This window comes from Kitasatospora sp. NPDC127121 (assembly GCF_042677305.1).
In the GTDB taxonomy this organism is placed as follows: Bacteria; Actinomycetota; Actinomycetes; order Streptomycetales; family Streptomycetaceae; genus Kitasatospora.
Genome location: NZ_JBHXTQ010000026.1, coordinates 55,005 through 76,963, shown reverse-complemented (window position 1 = coordinate 76,963; position 21,959 = coordinate 55,005). Strand labels below are relative to the sequence as shown.

General features: G+C 75.0%; 22 protein-coding genes and 1 pseudogene. 6 read left to right on the top strand and 17 right to left on the bottom strand.

What is annotated here, in order from left to right:
• Positions 1 to 130: 130 nt before the first annotated feature.
• The 6 genes from ACFVHI_RS15945 to ACFVHI_RS15920 form a co-directional block, all read right to left on the bottom strand.
• The gene (locus ACFVHI_RS15945; RefSeq protein WP_063350621.1) at positions 131 to 901 is read right to left on the bottom strand and encodes a DUF4239 domain-containing protein; all 771 of its coding nucleotides are present in this window, start codon (positions 899 to 901) and stop codon (positions 131 to 133) included.
• 121 nt (positions 902 to 1,022) lie between these two features.
• Entirely contained in the window at positions 1,023 to 2,120 is a 1,098-nt protein-coding gene (locus ACFVHI_RS15940; RefSeq protein ID WP_380339516.1) for a hypothetical protein, read from the bottom strand.
• A gap of 215 nt (positions 2,121 to 2,335) precedes the next feature.
• Entirely contained in the window at positions 2,336 to 3,745 is a 1,410-nt protein-coding gene (locus ACFVHI_RS15935) for a family 2B encapsulin nanocompartment shell protein (protein WP_063350619.1), read from the bottom strand.
• Positions 3,746 to 4,360: 615 nt separating this feature from the next.
• Positions 4,361 to 4,873: a hypothetical protein gene (locus tag ACFVHI_RS15930; RefSeq protein WP_063350618.1), complete on the bottom strand. Its 513-nt coding sequence runs from the start codon at positions 4,871 to 4,873 to the stop codon at positions 4,361 to 4,363.
• A 220-nt stretch (positions 4,874 to 5,093) separates the two neighbouring features.
• Entirely contained in the window at positions 5,094 to 6,548 is a 1,455-nt protein-coding gene (locus ACFVHI_RS15925) for a PLP-dependent aminotransferase family protein (RefSeq protein WP_063350617.1), read from the bottom strand.
• A 55-nt stretch (positions 6,549 to 6,603) separates the two neighbouring features.
• The gene (locus ACFVHI_RS15920) at positions 6,604 to 7,125 is read right to left on the bottom strand and encodes a universal stress protein (protein ID WP_363377458.1); all 522 of its coding nucleotides are present in this window, start codon (positions 7,123 to 7,125) and stop codon (positions 6,604 to 6,606) included.
• A 474-nt stretch (positions 7,126 to 7,599) separates the two neighbouring features.
• Between ACFVHI_RS15920 and ACFVHI_RS15915 the strand changes: the two genes are divergently transcribed.
• Together ACFVHI_RS15915 and ACFVHI_RS15910 are read left to right on the top strand one after the other, a co-directional pair.
• Entirely contained in the window at positions 7,600 to 7,995 is a 396-nt protein-coding gene (locus ACFVHI_RS15915) for a transglycosylase family protein (RefSeq protein ID WP_063350615.1), read from the top strand.
• 287 nt (positions 7,996 to 8,282) lie between these two features.
• Entirely contained in the window at positions 8,283 to 8,639 is a 357-nt protein-coding gene (locus ACFVHI_RS15910) for a hypothetical protein (protein WP_063350614.1), read from the top strand.
• Positions 8,640 to 8,663: 24 nt separating this feature from the next.
• Here ACFVHI_RS15910 and ACFVHI_RS15905 read toward each other — a convergent pair whose 3' ends face one another.
• The gene (locus ACFVHI_RS15905; RefSeq protein WP_063350613.1) at positions 8,664 to 9,254 is read right to left on the bottom strand and encodes a pyridoxamine 5'-phosphate oxidase family protein; all 591 of its coding nucleotides are present in this window, start codon (positions 9,252 to 9,254) and stop codon (positions 8,664 to 8,666) included.
• Between the two features lie 174 nt (positions 9,255 to 9,428).
• Here ACFVHI_RS15905 and ACFVHI_RS15900 point away from each other — a divergent pair, with 174 nt between their 5' ends.
• From ACFVHI_RS15900 to ACFVHI_RS15885, 4 genes and pseudogenes are all read left to right on the top strand, one after another.
• Complete coding sequence (locus ACFVHI_RS15900) at positions 9,429 to 10,367, top strand: helix-turn-helix domain-containing protein (RefSeq protein ID WP_380339510.1); 939 nt, start codon at positions 9,429 to 9,431, stop codon at positions 10,365 to 10,367.
• Positions 10,368 to 10,394: 27 nt separating this feature from the next.
• Positions 10,395 to 10,826 (top strand): VOC family protein, encoded by a 432-nt coding sequence (locus ACFVHI_RS15895; protein ID WP_380339508.1) that lies wholly within the window; start codon positions 10,395 to 10,397, stop codon positions 10,824 to 10,826.
• A 100-nt stretch (positions 10,827 to 10,926) separates the two neighbouring features.
• Positions 10,927 to 11,805: pseudogene (gene ligD / locus ACFVHI_RS15890) on the top strand (non-homologous end-joining DNA ligase); the annotation flags it as partial.
• A 60-nt stretch (positions 11,806 to 11,865) separates the two neighbouring features.
• Complete coding sequence (locus ACFVHI_RS15885; protein ID WP_380339541.1) at positions 11,866 to 12,720, top strand: DNA ligase; 855 nt, start codon at positions 11,866 to 11,868, stop codon at positions 12,718 to 12,720.
• Between the two features lie 75 nt (positions 12,721 to 12,795).
• Here the strand turns inward: ACFVHI_RS15885 and ACFVHI_RS15880 are convergent, their stop codons facing one another.
• From ACFVHI_RS15880 to ACFVHI_RS15835, 10 genes are all read right to left on the bottom strand, one after another.
• Positions 12,796 to 13,380: a type 1 glutamine amidotransferase domain-containing protein gene (locus ACFVHI_RS15880; protein ID WP_063350610.1), complete on the bottom strand. Its 585-nt coding sequence runs from the start codon at positions 13,378 to 13,380 to the stop codon at positions 12,796 to 12,798.
• Between the two features lie 3 nt (positions 13,381 to 13,383).
• Positions 13,384 to 13,689 (bottom strand): PRC-barrel domain containing protein, encoded by a 306-nt coding sequence (locus ACFVHI_RS15875; protein WP_380339499.1) that lies wholly within the window; start codon positions 13,687 to 13,689, stop codon positions 13,384 to 13,386.
• A complete protein-coding gene (locus tag ACFVHI_RS15870; RefSeq protein WP_380339496.1) occupies positions 13,689 to 14,126 on the bottom strand; it encodes a hypothetical protein in 438 nt (145 codons plus the stop codon). The genes ACFVHI_RS15875 and ACFVHI_RS15870 overlap by 1 nt, the downstream gene beginning before the upstream one ends.
• Positions 14,127 to 14,192: 66 nt before the next feature.
• Positions 14,193 to 14,660, bottom strand: a complete 468-nt coding sequence (locus ACFVHI_RS15865; protein ID WP_380339493.1) for an HAD family hydrolase — start codon at positions 14,658 to 14,660, stop codon at positions 14,193 to 14,195.
• 136 nt (positions 14,661 to 14,796) lie between these two features.
• On the bottom strand, positions 14,797 to 15,396 hold the full coding sequence (locus ACFVHI_RS15860) for a GNAT family N-acetyltransferase (protein WP_380339491.1): 600 nt from the start codon (positions 15,394 to 15,396) through the stop codon (positions 14,797 to 14,799).
• Between the two features lie 146 nt (positions 15,397 to 15,542).
• Positions 15,543 to 16,241 carry a TNT domain-containing protein gene (locus tag ACFVHI_RS15855; RefSeq protein WP_208869129.1) on the bottom strand — a complete coding sequence of 233 codons (699 nt, stop codon included), beginning with the start codon at positions 16,239 to 16,241 and terminating at the stop codon, positions 15,543 to 15,545.
• Between the two features lie 220 nt (positions 16,242 to 16,461).
• The gene (locus ACFVHI_RS15850) at positions 16,462 to 17,784 is read right to left on the bottom strand and encodes a geranylgeranyl reductase family protein (protein ID WP_380339489.1); all 1,323 of its coding nucleotides are present in this window, start codon (positions 17,782 to 17,784) and stop codon (positions 16,462 to 16,464) included.
• A 391-nt stretch (positions 17,785 to 18,175) separates the two neighbouring features.
• Complete coding sequence (locus ACFVHI_RS15845; protein ID WP_063351661.1) at positions 18,176 to 19,276, bottom strand: calcium:proton antiporter; 1,101 nt, start codon at positions 19,274 to 19,276, stop codon at positions 18,176 to 18,178.
• Between the two features lie 91 nt (positions 19,277 to 19,367).
• Positions 19,368 to 20,981: a serine/threonine-protein kinase gene (locus tag ACFVHI_RS15840; protein ID WP_380339486.1), complete on the bottom strand. Its 1,614-nt coding sequence runs from the start codon at positions 20,979 to 20,981 to the stop codon at positions 19,368 to 19,370.
• On the bottom strand, positions 20,978 to 21,739 hold the full coding sequence (locus ACFVHI_RS15835) for a hypothetical protein (protein WP_063350604.1): 762 nt from the start codon (positions 21,737 to 21,739) through the stop codon (positions 20,978 to 20,980). The genes ACFVHI_RS15840 and ACFVHI_RS15835 overlap by 4 nt, the downstream gene beginning before the upstream one ends.
• Positions 21,740 to 21,959 lie beyond the last annotated feature (220 nt).

The window sequence follows — 21,959 nt, the reverse complement described above, 5'->3', positions numbered from 1 at the left end:
ACCTCGTTCGCCTTGGCTCTGTTTAAAACCTGTTGGGGGGGCGGGTTGCGGGCAGCGGGGCCCGGTGGGGGCCCGGGCGGGCCCCCCCCCGGGCCCCCACCGTGCTTCGGCGAGGTTCAGCGGGCCTTGCTCAGCCCTTCAGCCCGAGGGAGGGGAACAGGTCGACGAACGGCTGGGTGGTCACCGAGACGCTGCGGCCGAACGGATCGTCGAAGTCCCAGATCATGAACAGCAGGAACGCGATCAGCGCACTGAAGCAGCCCGCGAGGATCAACTCCCTCGGCGTGCGCCGGATCTGCAACGCGAACAGCATGCCGACGGTCACCACCGCACCGGTGATCAGGCCGAACCAGACGACCCCGGGCATGGTCGGCCCGGCGTTCTGCCCGCGCGAGTTGCGGGCGTCGTCGGCCTGGCTGATCCGGTCCATGATCGGCTGGTAGGACTGCGACTCCAGCTCGGAGGCCGGCGGCCGGGTGGCGACGTCCACCCGCAGCTTGTCCAGCAGTTCGGTGCCCTTGTCGGAGATCTCGCCGTTCTTGCGCATGTAGTCCCACTCGACCTTCACCACGTACGAGACGTAGGCGTCCACGTCGGCCCGGACCTGGTCGCGGAACTCGGCCGGGTAGACCACCGCCCGGTCGCTCACCTCCTGCAACGACTGTGCCTCCCGGAACAGGTCGTCCTGGGCGGCGCCGCGCGCCTCCCAGACACCCGCGAGGGCGAGACCGAGGACGATCGCGTAAACCACGCCGATCATCATCGTGATGTAGTCGATGACGTCCGGGGTCTCGTCGACGTTCTTCTCGGTGCCCACCCGGCGGTGCCGCAGCACCACCACCGCCACCACGACGGCACAGGCCGCCGCCATCGCGATGGCCAACGCCAACCATTCGGACATGGGAACTCCCTTCTCTGGCTCGGCTTGTGACGGAAAAAAGGTGACGAGGCCGGCCCCGGGCCGGGCAGGTCGGGCTCCAGGGCCGGACCGGGGGCCGGGGCGGGCCGCCTCGGTGGGGCGGTCAGGACCGCCCGGAACGGCCGGACCGGCCGCGTCCACGGCCCGGGCGCAGGGCCGCCGCCGCCAGGATGGCGGGCACGGTGACCAGCAGCATGGTGGTCGTCGCCGGGGCGTTGTGGTGGTGCTGCAGCGGGGCCGGCGGCTGCGCCGCCCGCACGTGGTAGACGGGCTGCGCCGCCGGGGTCGGCCACAGCGGGCTCGGGCGCACCGGGCTCGGCGTGGCCGGACTGGGGGCCACCGGGTCCGGCGGGGGCGCGGGTGCCGCCGGGGCCGGCGCCGGGGGTGCAGGCGGGTTCGGCGCGGGCGGGTTCGGCGCGGGCGGCGGAGCAGGCGCGGGTGCCGCAGGCGGCGAGGTGGGCCCAGGCGTCCTGCTGGGAGCCGGCGTTGTCGGCGCGGGGGTCGGCGACGCCGTGGGGACGGGTGTCGGAGTCGGACTGGGCTTCGACGTCGGCGAAGGCGTCGGCGTGGCGCTCGGCGTCGGCGTGGCGCTCGGCGTCGGCGTGGCGCTCGGTGTGGGGCTGGGCGTGTGGGTGGGGCTCGGCGTCGGGGTCGCCGTCGGGCTCGGGCAGGGGTGCGGGTGGTGATGGTGGTGGTGCCACCAGTCCCCGTGCCACCAGTCCCCGCCGTGGCCGCCGTCCCCGTCATGGCCCCCGTCCCCGCCGTGCTCGTCGTCCGGGCGGCCGGGCTGTTGGCGGACTCCCGTGGTGTCCGAGGGTCGTGGTGAGGCCGGTCCGGGCGCGGCCTTCGGCGTGCGGCACGGGTGGTGCCGGTGCGGGGGCTTGGGGCCCTGGTGCCGCGCGTCGGCGGTCGGGGCGACGGTGACGCCGACCTGGACGTCCACGTCGACCCCGACGTTCACGTCCCCGCCCGGCCCGACCTCCACCGACACGTCCGTCCCGGTGCAGACACACGAGTCGACGGTCGTGCCGTGCTGCTGCTCCCCGCCGTGGTGTTCGGTGCCGGACGCCGAGGCGCCGCCGACCAGGGCGCACATCGCGACCACGCCGACCGCGGCGCCGATCAGCCTGGTCCGCCGACCGGAGGCCGCACCCCCACCGCCGTCCAGCGATATCCGTCGGGACTGCCGGCGCTGCGGCATGGGCTCCACTCACCTCTCGGGTCGCCAGGGACGGGATCAGAACAGGGCGATCCGCCCGGCCCGCAGGAGGACGCGGGCAGGCGTGATCAGACGCGATCAGACGTGATGAGGCACGATCAGGCGGACGGCCCGCCTTCCGGGGGCGGGCCGTCCGTCATCAGGTCAAACGATCTTCGAGCCGGCCGGTTACGGCCCGGGCCCCTTGTCGGCCGCCCTCAGTGGCGGCGGTGCGCGATCTCGACGTTCTCCAGGACGCCGACCGCGTCCGGCACCAGGATCGCGGCCGAGTAGTAGGCGCTGACCAGGTACGAGATGATCGCCTTCTCGTCGATGCCCATGAAGCGGACGGACAGCGACGGCTGGTACTCGTCCGGGATGCCGTTCTGGTGCAGGCCGATGACGCCCTGGTTGTCCTCACCGGTACGGATCACCAGGATGGAGCTGGTGTTCTCCTTGGTGATCGGGATCTTGTTGCACGGCAGGATCGGCACCCCGCGCCAGGCCGGCACCTGCTGCCCGCCGAGGTCGACGTGGTGGGGGTACAGTCCACGGGCGTTGAACTCGCGGCCGATCGCGGCGATCGCGCGCGGGTGGGCGAGCAGGTAGTCGGGGTCGCGGCGGCGGTTGAGCAGCTCGTCCAGGTCGTCCGGGGTGGGCGGGCCGGAGTGGGTCTGGATCCGCTGGTCGAAGTCGGCGTTGTTGAGCAGGCCGAACTCCGGGTTGTTGACCAGCTCGTGCTCCTGGCGCTCGCGCAGCGCCTCGATGGTCAGCCGGAGCTGGTGCTCGACCTGGTTCATCGGCTCGTTGTACAGGTCGGCGACGCGGGTGTGGACCTTGAGGATGGTCTGCGCGACGCTCAGCTCGTACTCGCGGGGCTTGAGCTCGTAGTCCACGAAGGCGCCGGGCAGCTCGAACTCGCCGTGGTGGCCGGCCGACATGGCGATCTCGGCCTCGCCGCGCTCGTTCTGGGCCTGCTGCGGCAGGGCCAGGAACCCGAGCAGGTGCTCCTGGAGGCTCGGCGAGTTGTCCCGGATGGCGGCGAAGTCGCGGCGGGTCAGGGTGAGCGCGACGCCGGCGGTGGCGGTCGTGGCGGTGAACTCCCAGGCGGCGTCCGGGTTCAGCAGGGCGTCGTCGCCGAAGCGGTCGCCGTCGCCGGCCACGCCGACCACGGTGTCGTCGCCGTACTTGCCGGTGCCGATCTTGTTGACCTTGCCGTGCGCGATCAGGAAGATCCGGTCGGCGGCCTCGCCCTGGGTGGTGAGCACCTCGCCGGGACCGAAGTCGCGCTGCTCGCAGCGGTCGGCGAGGGCGGTCAACACCTCCTCGTCCTCGAAGCCGCGCAGCAGGGCGAGCTCACCCAGCTCGGCGGGGATCACCCGGACCTGGGAGCCGGTCTTGATGAACTCGACCACACCGTTGCCGACGGTGTAGGTGAGCCGTCGGTTGACACGGTAGGCGCCGCCGGCGGCCTGTACCCAGGGAAGCACCTTGAGCAGCCAGCGGGAGGTGATCTCCTGCATCTGCGGTGCGGACTTGGTCGTGGTGGCAAGGTTGCGGGCAGCGGCCGTCGTGAGGCTGGACTGCTGCGGGACCTGCGCTGTCTCCGGGCTCGTGTCCACGGGCATCGGCAGGGGTCTCCATTCATCTGGTCGGATCACGCGGTCAGGGTCGGACGGCGACGGAGTCGTCCCTGCCCACCCCGACTGATGCCATGACGGATCATCAGACACGCGTATCGATGGGGGTGTTGGCGATTCATCGCGATCACGGCCACCGTCTCCCGGCGGCCCATCGGGAACCCTAGATCACCAGCGCCCGGCCGGACCCGCGCGGAGACCGACTACCCCCCGATAGGGTGAATCTGAAGCAGTCCCATTCCGTTCGGGCCCCAGGTCGCGAGAACATCCGTTCGCCGCCCCGGATCCCTCGCGACCGACGCCCGCGCGCGGACAGCGGGCAGCGGACAGGCGGCGTACCTCCCGTACGACATCGGCAGGAGCGGGCCGTCAACGGGGCCGGTGGAACGGGCCCGGCGAGGCGGTATCGGTGCAGCGGGGGCGGCGAAACGGGGCAGGTCAGCTGCGCCCCGACCATGGGCACCGGCCCGCCACCGGGCTCCGGGCACGCGAACGGCCCGTCAGGTGCCGGGACGGGGGCGGCCGGCACCTGACGGGGGATCGGGGATGCGCAGTGGGGGTGCGACGGGGAAGCGGCGAGGGCAGCGCCGGTCGGGCGATGCGTCAGGCGCAGGCGATCTGGCTGCCGGGGATGCCGACGATGCCGGAGTTCTTGGCCTCGCCCCCCTTGTACTCGTAGTACAGGTAGGAGTAGAAGTCGATCCTGGTCGCCGCGCCGCAGGTCGAGTCCGGCGCCACGGTGTAGGTGACCGTGAAGCTGCTGGTGGCACCGGGGGCGAGCGGCACATTGTACCGGGCGATCCCGCCGTGGACGTTGTCGCTGCAGCCGTTGGTCTGGGTGCCGCAGGCCGTGGCGGCGAACTTGAGGCCGTTCTCCAGACTGGTCTGGTAGGTCGGCTGAACGCTCTGGTACACGAACTGGATCGGCGTGTCGTACGGGTTGCTGAGCGTCAGGGTCAGGGTGAACTCGCCGCCCCGGACGGTCGTTTGCCGGTCGGAGACGGCCGTGAACGGCAGCGGGGTGTCAGCCTGGGCGGGTGTGGCGGAGAGGAGCAGACCGACGGCGAGGGCCGGGCACGCGGCGAGGGCGACACGGCTCAAATGTGTTCTGCGCATGACCAAGGAGCGTAGGGCGCCGTACCGGTTCCGTTGCCCCGCTCCGCCCCGGTCCGTACCGACGCACGAGTCGGGGGCGGACACCGTGGACCAGCCCGGCCGCGTTCCGCCCCCACTCCCCCGCCCGGGGCCCTATGCTTCGCCCGCCGCCCCGGACGGCCACCCGAGGCCCGTCGCCCGGCAGGCCGGTGCCGGTCCGGCCGCCCCGGGTCCGGCCGGTTCAGGCGGGCGGCGGCAGGATGTCGCAGAGCGCGGCGAGCGCCGCCGGGTAGGCGTGGTCGGGCGGCGTGGCGTAGCCCACGACCAGGCCGTCCATGACCGGCATGGCCTCCGGGCCGATCCCCGGGTGCCGGAAGTCGGCGAGCCCGTCCAGGCCCAGGCCCCGGTGGGCGGCGGCCTGGAGCACCGCGTCCTCGGTGCCGGGCTCCAGCCGCAGGACGGCGTGCAGGCCGGCCGCGACGCCGGAGACCCCAACGTGCGGGGCGCGCGCCGCCAGCGCAGCCACCAGCTGGTCGCGGCGCTCCCGGTAGCGGCGGCGCATCCGCCGCACGTGCCGGTCGTAGCCGCCGGAGTCGATCAGCTCGGCGAGGGTCAACTGGTCCAACGCGCTGGCCCAGCCCTCGCGTTCGCCCTTGGCGGCGAGCACCCGGTCGACCAGGTGGTCCGGCAGCACCATCCAGCCGAGCCGCAGCGCCGGTGACAGGCTCTTGCTGACCGAGCCGAGGTAGACCACCCGCTCGGGGTCGAGCCCCTGGACGGCTCCGACCGGCTGGCGGTCGTAGCGGAACTCGCCGTCGTAGTCGTCCTCCAGCAGCAGGCCGCCGCGCCCGCGCGCCCAGTCGACCACGGCGGCGCGGCGGCCGGCGTGCAGCGGCCCGCCGGTCGGGAACTGGTGGGCGGGGGTGAGCAGGGCCGTCCGGACGTCCTGACGGTGCGCCAACCCGCCGAGCCGGGCGCCGTGTTCGTCGACCGGAAGGGGCACGGTGGCGACCCCGGCGGCGGCCAGCAGCCCGCGGTGGAACCCCAGCCCGTACGCCTCGACGGCCAGCGGCCCGGTCGCCTCGGGCGGCAGGGCGGGCGCCCCGCCGGCGAACAGCAGCCGCAGCGCGTGGGCGAAGCCCGAGCAGACCACGATCCGGTCCGGGTCGGTGCGCACTCCGCGGACGCGGGCCAGGTAGTCGGCGAGGGCGGTGCGCAGTTCGGGCCGGCCCTGCGGATCGCCGGGCCCGAAGGCCTCGTTGGGCGCTGCGGTCAGCGCCCGGCGGGCGGCGGCCAGCCAGGCGGTGCGCGGGAAGGACGCGGCGTCCGGCTGGCCCTGGCGCAGGTCGTGGACGGGCCCCGGCCGCAGGGAGGGCCGAGGGGACGGGCTCGGCGGGACGGGCTCGGCGCGCTCGGCGACGGCGGTGCCGGAGCCCTGACGGGCGGTCAGCCAGCCCTCCGCGACGAGTTCGGCGTACGCCTCGGCGGCGGTGTTGCGGGCCAGCCCGAGGTCGGCGGCGAGCGCGCGGTACGGCGGCAGCCGGGTGCCGGGGGCGAGTCGGCCGCTGCGGATCGCCTCGCGCAGGGCCGCCATCAGCGCGGCACGGCGGCCCCCGACGGCGGGGAGGTCGAGGTGCAGGTCGCTGCCGGTCGGGTGGGCGGGCCCGGTGGGGTGCGCGCCCGGCGTTTCCGTCATGGTCACGCACCCTACCCGCCGCCGCCCGGCCCCCTGCCGGGCGGCCCGGCCCGCGCTACGGCACCACGGTGACCGGCCAGCGGCCCGCCTTCACCAGGCGGACGGCGACCGAGCCGATCACCCGGTGCCCGGCCTGCTCGGAGGCGCCGACCACGACGGCGTCGGCGCGCAGTTCGTCCGCGAGCTTGGCCAGCCCCGTATAGGGGTCGCCGCGCATGGTGAGGAAGCGCCATTCCACCCGCCACACCTCCTTCACGTGGTGCTCGGCCTCGCGCAGGGCGGACAGCAGCTCGTCCGCGATCTCCTGGGTGGTCTCCTCCACCGCCGCCCCGGCCAGGGCGGTGGCCGCACCCAGGATCGGCTGGACGTAGGCGACCGCGAGGGTGGCGCCCTGCCGGCGGGCCAGCCCGGCGGCGTAGGCGGTGGCGCGCCAGGAGGAGTCGGAGCCGTCCAGCCCCGCCAGGATCACCTTGGGCCCGTCCGTCCCCAGTTCGAAGCCCGCGGGGGCCGCTGCCACCCCGGGCTCCTCGGCGCCGCCGACGGCCTCCACGTCCTCTGCATCGCTCTCGTTGCTCATGGCCCCGAGGCTATGCCCGCCACCGTGCGTGAGCGGAGGGGGCCCTCCTGGTGAGGGTTGTGGCGCGGGCCACCCGGGGCGCCGGACGGTGCGGCGATCTCGACACCGGGGGCTGGTGGGCCGTCACGCGCTGTCGACGATGTGGGCGGGCTCACAGGACATGCGGCGTGACGCAGGCCACTTCGCCGGGTGGTTTGATCTTGCAAATGGTGGCAAATCGGGCCAAATCATGCCATTTCCTTGATCCTTACGACCGGTAACAGCCCCCTGACGTGCCTAAACCTCCAAATCCTTGAAACCGCCTCAATCGCCCCCGTACCTTCGAACTCGTTGCACCAAGCACTCCGCTCCGGTCGGCCTCACCGCCCCGGAACCGGAACGGTGCCGGACCAGGCGAGCAACGTGTCCCCCGAAACCAACGGCCTTCCGAGGGCCTGGTTCCGCACGCTCGCAGCCCCCTCCGAAAGGACCCGCATGACTTTCCGTAACGAGACTGCCGCTGCCACCACCACTGCCACCCCGAAGCGCCGCAACCGCGTCCGGATGGCTCTGATGGCCGGGGCGATCACCGCCCTGCCGGTCGCCGGCCTCGTCACGGCCACCAGCGCCTCCGCCGCGCCGGCCACGGTCTGGGACAAGGTCGCCTCCTGCGAGGCCACCGGCAACTGGGCCGTCAACTCCGGCAACGGCTTCTTCGGCGGCCTGCAGTTCACCTCCAGCACCTGGGCCGCCTTCGGCGGCACCGCGTACGCCCCGCAGGCCCACCAGGCCACCAAGGACCAGCAGATCGCCATCGGCGAGAAGGTCCTCGCCGCCCAGGGCCCCGGCGCCTGGCCGATCTGCTCCGTCAAGGCCGGTCTGGGCAAGTAGTCCCCACCCCTCGGCCCACCTGTCCAGGGCCCCCGACGCCGCCGCACCCTCCCCGGGTGCGGCGGCGTCGTCGCGTTCCCGCCCGCCTCGGCCGACCACCCGCCCGCGCAGCGCCGCGCGGTGCCCGTTCCGCTCGTGCACGGGCTTCCCCGGGGGCCCCGGCCGGGCCCCGGCGCGTACCGAGGTGGCGACGTTCCGGCCGCGAGCCGGTCACGAACCGATCCGGCGCACCGCACGGCAGGTACGGTCGGCTCGCCGGGACCATAGGCGAATCCACCGGGGGGATCATGCGCCGCACCTGGACCCTGCTCGTGCTCGTGGCCTCGCTCGGGCTGGCCGCCTGCGATCCGCACACCGATCCCGGCCGCACGCTGCCGCCGGACGACCGGCCCGGCTACGCGGTCCCCGCACCCAGCCCGCCCCACCCGCCGATGCCCGAGCTGCGCGGCCAGACCGTCCTGGCGGCACGGGCGCTGCTGCCCCTCTGGTACCCGGTCAGCGTGCGGGACGCCGATCCGCGGGGGCGGGTCGTGGTGGTGCAGTGGGAGTGGCAGGTGTGCGGGCAGAGCCCGGCGGCCGGCGAGGTGCTGACCGGGCAGGTGATCGGCCTGACCGCGATGCGCGTCGAGGAACCCTGCCCGTAGCGCAGGCCTGACGGCCCGCAGGGCCTACGCCGTGCCCGGCCGGGGCGGGAGCGGCAGCGGGAGAGCAGGCAGGCCGTCGATGCTGGTGCCGACGTACTGCTTGCCCTCGCAGTAGGTGTTGAACTCCTCCTCGTCCTTGCGGCCGAAGTACTGCGCGTGCAGCTCGCGGTCGGCGCGGAAGTCCATCAGCGGGACGGCGAACCCGCAGGAGTCGCTGACCCGTTCGGCCCGCACCAGCACGATCGCGCGCAGCCCCGAACCGTCGACGGCCGGGTCGAAGCGGCCCAACAGCCCGGCGAAGCGCGGATCGTCGCGGAACACCGGCTCGCCCCGGCCGTGCACCCGCACCACGGTCGGCGGGCCGTCGAAGGCGCACCACATCAGCGTGATCCGGCCGTTCTCCCGCAGGTGGGCGATCGTCTCGGCGGTGGATCCGCCGAAGTCCAGGTAGGCGAGGGTGAGTTCGTCGATCACCACGAGCGTGCCGGAGCGGCCCTTGGGCGAGACGTTGACGTGCCCGTCGGTCGAGACGGGCGCGGTCGCGACGAAGTAGACGGGCTGCCGTTCGATGAACGCCCGCAGCCTGCCGTTGATGCTCTCATACTGCTTTCCCATGCCCATCAGTGTGCGCGCATCTCGCCCGACAAAAAAGCATGATCCACTGAGCGAGACGGCCGCTCCACCCGGGGGCACCCGCTGGACGGCCGAACTCGGCCGCCCCGGTGCGCATTTGTCCAAGACGCCCGTTCCACTGCGGTACGCGCCCCTCCGGCCGCCGATACTGGAAACGTGACGACGGAAGCCCCCGAGACGTCCGCAGCCGCAGCCGACGAGGCCGCAGACCCGGCCGCCGACACCGACGCCGGCCTGATCGACGAAGCCGTCCGCGCCCGGCCCGCGCCCGCGCTGCGCCCGTACGTGGCGTGGTACTCCGGGTACCGCCAGCGCGGCATCCCGCCCGCCCTGCACCGCGGCCTGCCGTCCCCGTACCTGACGTTCATCCTCACCCTGGACGAGCCGCTGGTGATCGCCGGGCACCCCGACCCGGCGCAGCCGCCCGGCAGTTACCGGACGCTGCTCGGCGGCCTGCACACCGGCCCGGCGCTGATCACCCACGACGGCCGGCAGTCCGGCGTGCAGATCGCCGTGCACCCGCTGGCCGCCCGGGCGCTGTTCGGGCTGCCCGCCGGCGAGTTGGCCGGGATCGACCTCCCGGCGGAGGAGGTGCTGGGGCGGCTCGGCCCGCGCCTCCAGGAGCAGTTGCAGTCCGCGCACACCTGGTCCGAGCGCTTCGCCGTGCTGGACGGGACGCTGCTGCGGGCCGCCCGTCCGTCCGGGCAGGTGCCTCCGGAGGTCGGCTGGGCCTGGCGGGCGCTGCGGCGCAGCAACGGCGCCCTGCCGGTGGCGGCGCTGGCCCGGGAGACCGGCTGGAGCGCCCGGCACCTCCAGGAGCGGTTCCGCCGGGAGACCGGTCTGACGCCGAAGGCCGCCGCCCGGGTGATCCGCTTCGACCGGGCCCGCCATCTGCTGGCCGCCTCGCCGCCGCCCCGGCTCGGCGACCTGGCCGTCCGCTGCGGGTACTTCGACCAGGCGCACCTGGCCCGGGAGTTCCGCGCCCTGGCCGGGGCGGCGCCGAGCGTATGGCTGGCGGCGGAGGGGCCGGAGGAGGCGAAGTTCCGAAACGTCCAAGGCGGGGCGGGTGCGGCGGCCGCAGAGTGGGAGGCGTAAGCAACCCGAGCCCCCGAGGAGACAGCCATGGACGGCACCGCCCCCGCCCCGCAGGTCTGGCCCAGCCTGCGCGCCACCGACGCCCGGGCCCTGATCCGCTTCCTGGTCGACGCCTTCGGCTTCCAGGAGGTCGTCGCCTACGGTGAGGGCGGGTTCGTCGCCCACGCCGAACTGGCCTGGCCGGAGGGCGGCGGCGTGATGCTCGGCTCCGACCGGGAGACGCCCGAGGGCGACGTACCCTGCCCGAGCCGGCCGGGCGGTTTCACCGCGTACGTGGTCACCGCGGACCCGGACGCCGTGCACGACCGCGCCGTCGCCGCCGGGGCCCGGATCACCACCGCGCTCACCGAGACGGACTACGGCTCGCGCGACTTCGCCGCCGCCGACCCGGAGGGCAACCAGTGGCACTTCGGCACCTACCCGGGCGCGCCCCGGCCCGCCGCCCCCGCGCGGGGCTGAGTGGCCGCCGACGCCGGTGGACCGGCTGCGCCCCCGCCGCCGCCCGGGCAGACTGGCTGCGGGGCCACGCACAGGCCCGCCCAGGCTCCGGAGAGCACCCATGCCGCAGCTCACGGTGGACGGGCGCACCCTCGCGCTCTCCCACCTCGACAAGGTGTACTACCCGCGCACCGGCACCCTCAAGGGCGAGGTGCTGCGCTACTACGCCGCCGTGCACGGCGCCCTGCTGCCCCACCTGCGCGACCGCCCGGTCTCCTTCCTGCGCTGCCCGGACGGTGTGGAGGCCGAGGTGTTCATCGCCAAGAACCCGCCGGCCGGCACCCCGCGCTGGGTGCGCACCGTCGAGGTGCCGAGCAGCGGCGGTGGCCTGCGCCAGGTGGTCCTCGACGACGGGGCCGCACTGCTCTGGGCCGCCAACCTGGGCTGTCTGGAACTGCACGTCCCGCAGTGGCACGCGGCCGCGCCCGGGCTCGCCGACCGCCTCGTCCTGGACCTCGACCCCGGCGCGGGCGCGTCCGTCCTCACCTGCCGCACCGTCGCCGTCCTGCTGCGCGAGCGGCTCGCGGCGGACGGCCTGGCTGCCTGGGTGAAGACCTCCGGCTCCAAGGGCCTGCACCTGCTGGTCCCGATCGAGCCCACCCCCAGCGCCCGGGTCTCGGCGTACGCGAAGGCGCTCGCCGCCGCCCTGGAGGGCGACCGCCCGGAGCTGGTGGTGCACACCATGGCGAAGGCCCGGCGGGCCGGCCGGGTACTGGTCGACTGGTCGCAGAACAACGCCAGGAAGACCACCGCCGCGCCGTACACCCTCCGGGCCCGGCCGCTGCCGACGGTCTCCACCCCGCTGTCCTGGGCCGAGCTGGAGCGCGCCGGCACGGCGGACGACCTGGTGTTCACCCTCGCCGAGGTGCCGGAGCGCCTCGCCGCCCACGGCGACCTGTTCGCCCCGCTGCTGGACCCGGAGCGGGCCCGACCGCTCCCGGCCGGCCCGGCGACCCGGCAGGAGCAGCCCCACCAGGTGCTCCACCCGCCCGTCGAGGTGATGCGCCCCGCCGCCGTCGCCGCCGTCCCGCCCGCCGACGGCCTGGGCGGCGCGGGCGTGCAGTACGAGCTGAAGCTGGACGGCTTCCGCTGCGTCGCCTTCGCCCGCGGCGCCCGCCCGCCCGTCCTGCAGTCCCGCACCGGCCGCGACCTCGCCCCCGAGTTCCCGCCGATCGCCGCCGCCGTCGCCCGGCTGCCCGAAGGGCTGGTGCTGGACGCCGAACTCGTCGCCTGGCGGGCCGGCCGGTTCGCCTTCGGGGAACTGCTGCGCACCCGCCGGGCCCGGGCCGCCGCCCCGGACGTCGTCCTCGGCCTGATCGCCTTCGACCTGCTCGCCCTGCCGGGCCGCGACCTGCGCCGGCTGCCGCTCACCGACCGCCGCCGGCTGCTGCTCGCCGCCCTGGCCGACGTCCCGCCGCCGATCCAGCCGGTCCTGGCCACCACCGACCGGGCGGAGGCACTGGACTGGATGGCCCGCCTCGCCGACACCGGCGTCGAGGGCCTGGTCTGCAAGGCCGCCGGCTCCCCCTACCGCCCGCGAGGCGCCGGCCGCGCCTGGGTCAAGTACCGCCGCAGCGACACCCTCGACGCCACCGTCCGCGCCTTCACCGGTCCGGCCTCCCGTCCGCACGCCCTCGTCCTCGAACTCGACGACGGCCGGGTGCTCCTCAGCACCCCCCGGCTCACCCCTGTCCAGGCCCGCGAGGTCGCCGAGGCCGCCGCTCCCCTCGCCGGCCCGCCCGTCACCGACCCCGAACACGGCCCGGTCCACCCCCTCACCGGCCCGCTGCGCGCCGAACTGACCCTCACCGGCCGCCCACCCGCCGCCGCCTTCGTCCGGCTGCGCGGCGACTGACCGCCCCCCTGCGCACCTCGGGCCTCGGGCCTCGGGCCTCGGCTGACCCGGAACTCCCCGGGGCGGGAAGCGGGTTCACCCCTTCCGGCGCTTCGCCGCGTGGACGAACTCGGTGACCAGGGTGTCGTTGAAGACCGGCAGGTCGGCGGGTCGGCGGCTGGTGACGAGGGGGCCGGGGCCGGCGCGGCAGACGTGCACCTCCTCGTCCACCCAGTGGGCGCCGGCGTTGCGCAGGTCGGTGCGCAGGCTCGGCCAGGAGGTGAGGGTGCGGCCGCGGACGGCGTCGGCCTCGATCAGGGTCCAGGCGGCGTGGCAGATCGCGGCGACCGGGCGGCCGGAGGCGCAGTAGGCGCGGACGAAGGCCACCGCGGCCTCGTCCAGCCGCAGCGCGTCGGGGCTCGCGACGCCGCCGGGCAGGACCAGGCCGTCGAAGGCGGACGGCCGCGCCCCGGCGACGAGGACGTCGACGGCGAAGGTGTCGCCCGGGGCTCGGTGCCGGACGGCCTGGACGCGGCCGGGCCCGGTGGACAGCAACCGCGGGGTGCCGCCGGACTCGGCCACCGCCTGCCACGGCGAGGTCAGCTCGATCTGCTCCGCCCCGTACGGCGCGACCAGGAAGGCGATCGTCCGGCCGGTGAGCGTGGTGGACGGCCAGCCCATGGCTCAGCGCCGGTGCGGGTCGCAGGCAGAACCCAGATGGACGGCGGCGGGCGGGGTGGGGCTGAGCCGGGCGCGCGGGCAGTCCAGGTGGACGGTCAGCTCCAGGTGGTCGATCCGCGACACCAGGCCGACCGGGACGGACAGCCGGGTGCCCGCCACCCAGGGCCCTGCGTCGATCAGCAGGTGGTCCCCGGTGTCCTGTTCGACCCGGCCGAGCGGGCCGTCGGTCGCCTGCACCTCGTACCCGGTCAGGCTCAGGTCGGCGGCGTGGTGGGGGCCCGGACGGTACTCCCACAGGTCGGTGGTCATCATGCCTCCGGTTGGTCCCAGGGGCGGCGTTCGCGGCGCTCGTCCCGGTCGGGGGGTGCGGCCCGGCGTTCGCCCCGGTCCCGGCCCGCAGCCTGGTCCCGGCCCTCGCCCCGGCCCGCGGCCCGGCGGCGCAGCAGCGCCGAGGTGGCGATCGCCGCCGCCACCGAGGCCGCCCACACCACCCCGAGGGCGGTCAGCACCGCGGTGGTCGGGGTCCGCACGCCGATGCTGAGGCAGATCGCGGACATCACCAGGGCGGTCAACACCACCCCGGCGGACAGGCGGCGCCCGACGCCGCGCAGCACGCGCCGGACCCGGCTGGGCGGCTTGGCGCCCATCGTGCTCAACTTCCGGTCGAGGCGCGTGTCCTGGCGCAGATCGGACTCGATCTCCTCAAGGAGCCGTCGCTCCCATCCGCTCAACGCGGGTCCGTCCATCTCGGTCACCTCCGACACTTCCGGTGACGTGCTCGCACCCGGGCGGTTGCCCGGTACGGGCAGGCGCTAACCGCTCAGGGGGCCGCCGGTTACGACGTGTGGTGCGGCGCCGGCGGCGGCGCCCACGGGGCCGAAGGCCCGGGGACGGGCCAGCAGGCTGTCGTCCAGGACGCGCAGCAGGGCGTCGGCGTCGGGGTGGACCTCGACCGCGCCCGCCGCCCGCAGCTCGGGGCCGGCGTCCGCACCGGCCGCCAGGGCGACGCACGGCACCCCGGCCCGCCGCGCCGCCAGCACCTCGCGCACGCTGCCGGCCACCGCCACGGCGTGCGACGCCGTGCCGCCGACCAGTTCCAGCGCGGCCCGCACCGGGTCACGCCCGGGGGCGGTCACGGTCAGGGCCGGTGCCCCGCCGGGCCCGGGCCCGGTCAGCACGACCGTCCAGCCCCGGGCGGCGCACTCCCGCAGCAGTTCGGCGGAACCGGCCGGCGCAGGGCGCCAATCGGTACCGAAGAGAGCCGCCGAGATCACCGTCATGGCCGACCGTTTCCCTTCCCGGGCCACGCACCGTACGCGCCCTTCCAGGTTAGGCCGCTCCCCCGCCGTGCGCGCAGCCTGCGGCCCACCGGTTTCCCGGCACCGGGAGGACCCGCGCGGCGGCCGGTCGGCGGGCCTACCCGGCGTCCGGGTCGGTGGCGAGGCGGGCGTGGAGGTGTTCGTCGACGTAGTCGCCGTCGCCGTAGCGGTAGGACGCCCGGGTGGTGCCCTCGTGGCGGAAGCCGCCGCGGACGGCGACGCGGCAGGAGGCCTCGTTGCCGACTCCGTGCCAGAGCTCGATGCGGCGGGCGTCGGCGGTGGCGACGGCCCAGCGGGTGACGGCGGTGGCGGCGCGGGTGGCGATGCCCCGGCCGCGGGCGGTGGGGAGCAGCCAGTAGCCGACCGTGGCGATGCCGTCCGACTGGTTGGTCCAGCCCAGGAAGGCGTTGCCGTGGAGGGTCCCGTCGAGGGCGTCGGTGATCGCGAAGGCGGCCGCGCGCCCCTCGGCCCAGCCGGTGTCGCAGCGGTCGAGGTAGGCCTCGGCGTCGGCCGGGTCGGCGATCCGCAGCGGGTTCCAGCGGGCGATCTCCGGGTCGGCCGCGGCCATCACCAGGGCGGGGACGGTGCCGCCGGGCAGGTCGAGGGCCCTGCCCCAGGGGCGCAGCGCGAAGTCGCCCAGGTCGAGGGTGGCGGGCCGCAGGACGCGCCGCTCGGCGGAGTTCTCGGTGGTGCTCATCCGGCCTTCCTATCCCGCCCGCTCCGGTGCCCGCCAGCGAATTTCCCCGGCCGGGAATCCGCCCCCGCCGCCCGGTGACGTCCGGTGACGCCCGGTGAGCGGGACGGCGCACGGCGGGCCCGCCGTGCGCCGTCCGGAGGGCCGGGTCAGACGATCCGGGACAGGTACCCGTTGTCGACCAGCCAGAGCACGTTCAGCTTGGCCGGGCCGCCGGGCACCAGGGCCGCGTCGAGCTGGTACTGCAGGCCCCAGCCGGGCTGGCCGAACCACGGGGCGATCGGGCCGGCGTGCACCTTGAAGGGCTTGACCACCTTGTAGTCGTGGTAGTTGCAGCCCGCCGGCGGGGTGCCGTCGAGGCTCTGCGGCGGGATGGAGCGGGTGGAGTAGGGCAGCCCCTCGGGGGCGAGGAAGGCGCCGTACTCGCTGCCGTAGCGGTCGATGTTCTGGTTCGGGTAGAGCGTGAGATCGAACTCGACCGGGGTGCCGTCGGGCAGGGTGACGTAGCCGTCGGACGGCGGGTAGATCCAGCCGCCGGCGCCGTTGTTGCCGGCCGGGTCGTAGTAGGTGGTGAGGAACTGCTGCTCGCTCAGGGAGCCGGTGCGCTGGTAGCCGACGAGTTCCCGGCCGACCCGGCCGGTGGTGGGCAGGTCGGCGGGGCCGAGCCGCTTGTCACCCTGGTAGAAGTCGGCGGAGCACTCGTCGGGGGGCGTGGCGGCCCGGGCGGAGCCGCCCGCGGTGGAGGCGCCCGCGGTGGCGGTGTCGGCCGCGGCGGCCGGGATGCTCGGGGCGATCAGGGCGGCGGCTGCGGCGAGTGGCGCGACGAGCAGGCGAAGGCGAAGGCGCACGGTGTCTCCGTCGTGAGGGGGGTCGCACGGAGGGGACGTCCTGCTCACCCTCCGTGTCCGTTTCGACACCAGGCAAGCGGATCAGCTGATCATCCGTCAACACGACTAGGCCGAAGACGCACCGAATTCCCCGGTTCCGGCCAACCCCGGGACGCCGGACCGGTTCACCCGAAAGACTGAGCGGTCCGGCACCGACCCCGGCGCGCCGCGCAACCACCCGTCAGCGCCCCGGCGCGACCCGCCCGATCAGGTGGAGCAGCCGGTCGAGGGCGTCGTTGGAGTTGGGCTCGGTGAGGTTGACCATGAGCCGGAACGCCACCTTCAGCAGCGCCGGGTGGCCGAGCCCGGCGGCGCCGGCCGCGCCGAGCAGCCTGGGCCGGCCGAGCAGGTCGGCGGCGAGGCGGCCGAGCGCGAAGTAGCCGGCGTAGGCGGAGCGCAGCGCCTGCGGGTAGGCGCGCAGGGCCAGTTCGCGGCCGCGGTCGGTGCGCCGGGCGAGGGCCTGGACGATGGTCTCGGCGGCGTAGCGGCCGGATTCCATCGCGTAGGCGATGCCTTCGCCGGTGCCGGGGCTGACCGTGCCGCCGGCGTCACCGATGAGCAACAAGCCGTCGGCGTAGTGGGGTTGGCGGTTGAGGCCCATCGGGAGGGCGGAGCCGCGGACGGGCTCGGTGACGGCGTCGGGGGTGTAGCCGTACGCGGGCGGCAGGCTGTCGCACCAGCGGCGGAGCAGGTCGCGCCAGTCGAGGTCGACGTGGGCGGTGTCGAGGACGCCGAGGCCGACGTTGGCGGTGCCGTCGCCCATGCCGAACACCCAGGCGTAGCCGGGCAGCAGGCGGCGGGCGGGGTCGCCCGGGTCGCGCAGGTCGAGCCAGGCCTCCAGGTAGCGGTCCTGGTGGCGGGGGGTGGTGAAGTAGGTGCGGTAGGCGACGCCCATGGCGCGGTCGGTGCGGCGGTAGCGCTTCATCGCGACGGAGAGGCGGGTGGAGTTGCCGTCCGCAGCGACCACGACCGGCGCCTGGTAGCTGACGGGCCGGCGCTCGTCGCCGAGCTTCGCGGTGACGCCGGTGATCCGGCCGCTCCGCTCGTCCACCAACGGGCCTGCCACGTTGGCCCGTTCGATCAGCCGGGCGCCGGCCGAGGCGGCCCGGCGGGCGAGCAGTTCGTCGAAGTCGGCGCGCCGGCGGACGAGTCCGTGGCCGGGGTAGGCGGACAGCTCGGGCCAGTCGAACTCCAGCGCGCGCCGGCCGGAGATCAGCCGCAGCCCCTGGTTGCGCAGCCAGCCGGCCTGCTCGGAGACGTCGATGCCGAGGTCGGTCAACTGCTTGACGGCGCGCGGGGTGAGGCCGTCGCCGCAGACCTTCTCGCGCGGGAACGCGGACTTCTCCAGCAGCAGGACGTCCAGGCCGGTGCGGGCGAGGTGGTAGGCGGCGGTGGAGCCGGCTGGGCCGGCGCCGACCACGATGACGTCGGCGTTCTCCTCGGTCCGGGCGGGCCGGGGGGCCCGGCCGCCGTCTGCGGGCACCTGCTGCTCTGGGCCGGGCATCACGCACTCCCACGGGGTCGGATCGGCTGCGGGCCCGACGGGGCCGCAGGGGGCCCCGGACGGACTCGGACAGGGCCATTCGGACAGGTTCGTTCGGACGGGGCCATTCGGACACGGCCGGACTCGGCGGTCCGAGACGGACGATAGAGAACCACGGCACCCGCCCGCCGCCCCGACACGCGGGCCCGCCCCGATGACCGGTCAATACCGGCCACCGGGGCGGGCGCGCGGTCACCCGCCGGTTCGGAGCCCGCCGTTGACCACCGCGCCGGACACGGCGCCCGGCCCGTCGGCGGGCCGCCGTCCGGCACGCTCCCCCGGGAGACCCCAGAGCCCCTGCCTCCGACGGCGGTGTCGGAGGCAGGGGCTCTGGGGAACTGCTGCGGCGGCGTCAGGGGTTGAGCGCCAGCACCACGTAGGCGGCCAGCACGGCGAGGTGCACGGCGCCCTGGAGCGGGGTGGCCCGGCGCGGGATGACCGTCAGGGTGCCGAGCACGATGGTCAGGGTCAGCAGCACCATGTGCGCCGGGCCGAGGCCGAGGACGAGCGGGCCGGAGAGCCAGGAGGAGGCGATCGCGACGGCCGGGATGGTCAGGCCGATGCTGGCGAGCGCCGAGCCGAGGGCCAGGTTGAGGCTGGTCTGTACCCGGTTGCGCAGGGCCGCGCGCAGCGCCGCGATGGTCTCCGGCAGCAGGACGAGCAGGGCGATCACGACGCCGACGACGGAGTGCGGCAGTCCGGCGTCGTCCACGGCGTGCTCGATGGTCGGCGAGACGCCCTTGGCGAGGCCGACCACGGAGACCAGGGCCACGCCGAGCAGCAGCAGGCTGATCCAGGCGGCCTTGGCGGTCGGCGGCGCGGCGTGGTCCTCCTCGTCGAGCACCCGGCCCTCGGGGGTGACCGGCAGGAAGTAGTCCCGGTGCCGGAAGGTCAGGGTGGTCACGAACAGCCCGTACAGCACGATCGAGGCGGTGGCCGCGAAGACCAGCTGGGTGGTGGAGAACTGCGGGCCCGGGGAGCTGGTGGTGAAGGTCGGCAGCACCAGGCTGAGGGTGGCGAGGGTGCCGATGCAGGCGAGCGCGGCGCCGGTGCCCTCGGCGTTGAAGACGGCGGTCCGGTACTTGATCGCGGCGACCAGGATGGACAGGCCGAGGATGCCGTTGCAGGTGATCATCACGGCGGCGAACACGGTGTCCCGGGCCAGGGTGGCGGACTTGGAGCCGCCGTCGGCCATCAGCGTCACGATCAGCGCGACCTCGATCACGGTGACCGCCACCGCGAGCACGAGCGATCCGAAGGGTTCCCCGACCCGGTGCGCGATCACCTCGGCGTGGTGCACGGCGGCGAGCACGGCGCCGGCCAGGAAGCAGGCGACGACGCCCACCACCCAACCGGGCAGGTCCCGGTGCCAGGTCAGGGCGAGGACGACGAACGACACCACCGGAACGACGACGGTCCATTGCGCGGTGGCCGCGCGGAGCTTCGTGATCATGCCGCCGAGCATCCCAGACCGGGGGCCGCCCACCCGGCTGACCGCGCCGGGATACGTAGGGATGTGGTACAACTCATCCCGTTTTGCCCGCTCACCCGCCGTAGTCGGCTAGGTACCGGAGCACCTTGTCGACGTGCGGGCGGACCCGTTCCGGGACACCTTCGGCGGCCGCCACCGTCTTGTCGCTGGTCCGGTAGGCGGCGGTGACCAGGGCCGGCAGGTCGCGGGTGAAGCCCCGGTGCTTGAGCTGCTGGTCCAGCCAGCAGACGTAGTTGCCCATCGCGGCGATCGCGTCGCCCGGGTCCAGGTAGGACTTGGGGCCGTCGTGGGCCGCGGCCTTCGCCCAGGCGTCGAAGACGGCGGGCGTCCACATGGCGATGCCGTACTCGCCGGTCTCGGGGCGGGCCGCGTTCGGGTCGAAGCCGCTCTCGGCCTTGAGCATCGCGGCCAGCAGCACCGGAGTGATCTCGGGCTCGGGGCAGCGCCGGGCGGCGTCCTCGATCATGCCGCGGTAGGCCACCGGGACGTCGGAGCCGGCCGGGATCGCGCCGGGCAGCGGGGGCGCGGCCGGGTGGGCGGCCGACCCCGCGGCGGGTCCGGCGGCGGGTACCGCGGCGCCTTGCTCCGCGGCCTCCGGCTCGGGGGCCCCGGTCAGGACGAGGACGGTGGCGGCGCAGGCCAGCAGGCCGGTGGCGGCCCGCAGGGCGGCGCCGCGGCGGCAGGCCGGACGCGCGACGGCCCGGGCGACCAGCGCGGCGAGGTCGGTGCGGGCCCGCTCCTCCCGCCCGGGGGCCAGGCAGGCGGTGACCACGGCCCGCCAAGGCCCGGGCAGCGCCTCGTCCAGCCGCAGCGGCGCCGCGCCGCGCGCGTACGCCTGGGCGGCCAGCGAGCGGGCCCGGGCGGTGGCGCCGAGGAACGGGTGCAGGCCGCCGGTGAGCACCTGGTGGGCGATCACCCCGAAGGCCCAGATGTCGGCACTGGGGCGCACCGCGACGCCGCGCGCGCCGGTGCGCTCGGACCACCACTCGGGCGGGACGTGGTCGGGCGAGCCGAGCGGCGGCGCGTAGGCGTGGGTGCCCTCCAGTTCGGCGGTGAGGCCGAAGTCCGCGATCTTGGCGGTGCCGTCGGCCATCAGCAGGATGTTGGCCGGTTTGAGATCCCCGTGCACCCAGCCGCCCCGGTGCATGTGGGTGAGCCCGGCGCAGACCTCGGTGAGGACGCGTTCGGCACCGGGCACCGGGGCGCCGGGGCGGGCGGCGGCGAGGACGTCCTGGAGGCTGCGGGCGGCACGTTCCATCACCAGGGCGACGGCGCCGTCCAGGCCGGGGTGGGCCGGGTCGTCGACGACCGTCACGGCGAGGGTGCGGATCAGGTGGGGGTGGTCCGCGCGGCGGCTGAAGCGCATCTCGCTGCGGGCGACCTCCGTCATGGTCCGGCGCTGGCCGGGGCTGAGCCGGGCGGGGCTGAGCAGTTTGACGGCGGCCCGGGTGCCGTCGGGGCCTTCGGCCGCGTACACGCTGCCCCAGGCGCCGGCCCCGAGGTAGGCACCGGTGCGGTAGCCCGCGAGCCGGTAGCCGGCCGGCACCTCGAACTGCCGCTCCGGCAGGGGCTGGTCCTTCTCCGGCACCCGCTGCTCGGACGCCGGTTCGGCGGGTACCGGCTCGACGGGCGGCTGACCGGCGGGCGGCTGGCCGGCGGGCCTCACGGTCGGGCGACCGGGCGCCGGGGCGGGAGCAGGGCCAGGTGCTCCTCCCGGACGAGGTCGAACTTCAGTGCCAGGGCCGCGAGTTCCTCGCGCTTGCCGCCGCCGGGCCCGTCCTCGTACGGCTCGCGCAGCCGCAGCTTCGTCCACACCAGGTAGTCGATGTGGTAGTTGACCGCCGAGCGGGTCAGCCCGTGGCAGGAGGGCAGGGCGCGCAGCCGGGCCAGCACGTCCGTCACGCCGGGGACGACGGCGGCGGAGGGTGAGCGCAGCCGGGGCTCGCAGAGCGCGAGCAGCACCAGGAAGTACTTGGCGGTCGGGTCGAGGGCGAACGGGTTGACGGTGAGTTCGCCCTCGACGCCGCCTGGCCGGCCCTCCAGGTAGGCATGTTGCGGGGCGAAGACCTTGAACGAGGCGGGTTCGCCGAGGGCGGGCAGCAGCACCCGGGAGAACTCGAACGGGACGGGCGCGCCGAGCCGGCCGGGCGCCACCTTGACGTGCTCGCCCGCGCCCTCCAGGTTCTCCACCACGTAGGTGGCGGAGGTGCTGAAGTTGGACAGCCGCCAGTAGTCCTCGGCGGCGGTGACCTCCCCCGCGCGCCGGGAGACGCCCTGGTCGGGCAGCGGGATGGGGGCCGGGCGGCCGGGCTCGCCACGCCCGAACACCGCGGCCTCGCCGGGGCCCATCCGCAGCAGGCCGGGCGGTTCGCCGGGTGCCATCACGGGCCCCCGGTCGGGCAGTTGCACGATGACCGTGTCCACGCAGACACCTCCGTGGTTCGGGTCGATGCTAACGGCCCGATTCGCCCCGACGGCAGTTCGCCACTCGGACGAGTGAAGGGACACCGCCAACCCGGGCCGGGCGTCGCCGAGTTGCCCACAGGCCTCCCACCTGGCGGTCCGTCGACCGCCCGACAGGCGGTTGCAGCACGTAGTTGAATGGTCACCTTGAGTGTGACGCAACACACACACGGCATGGCCA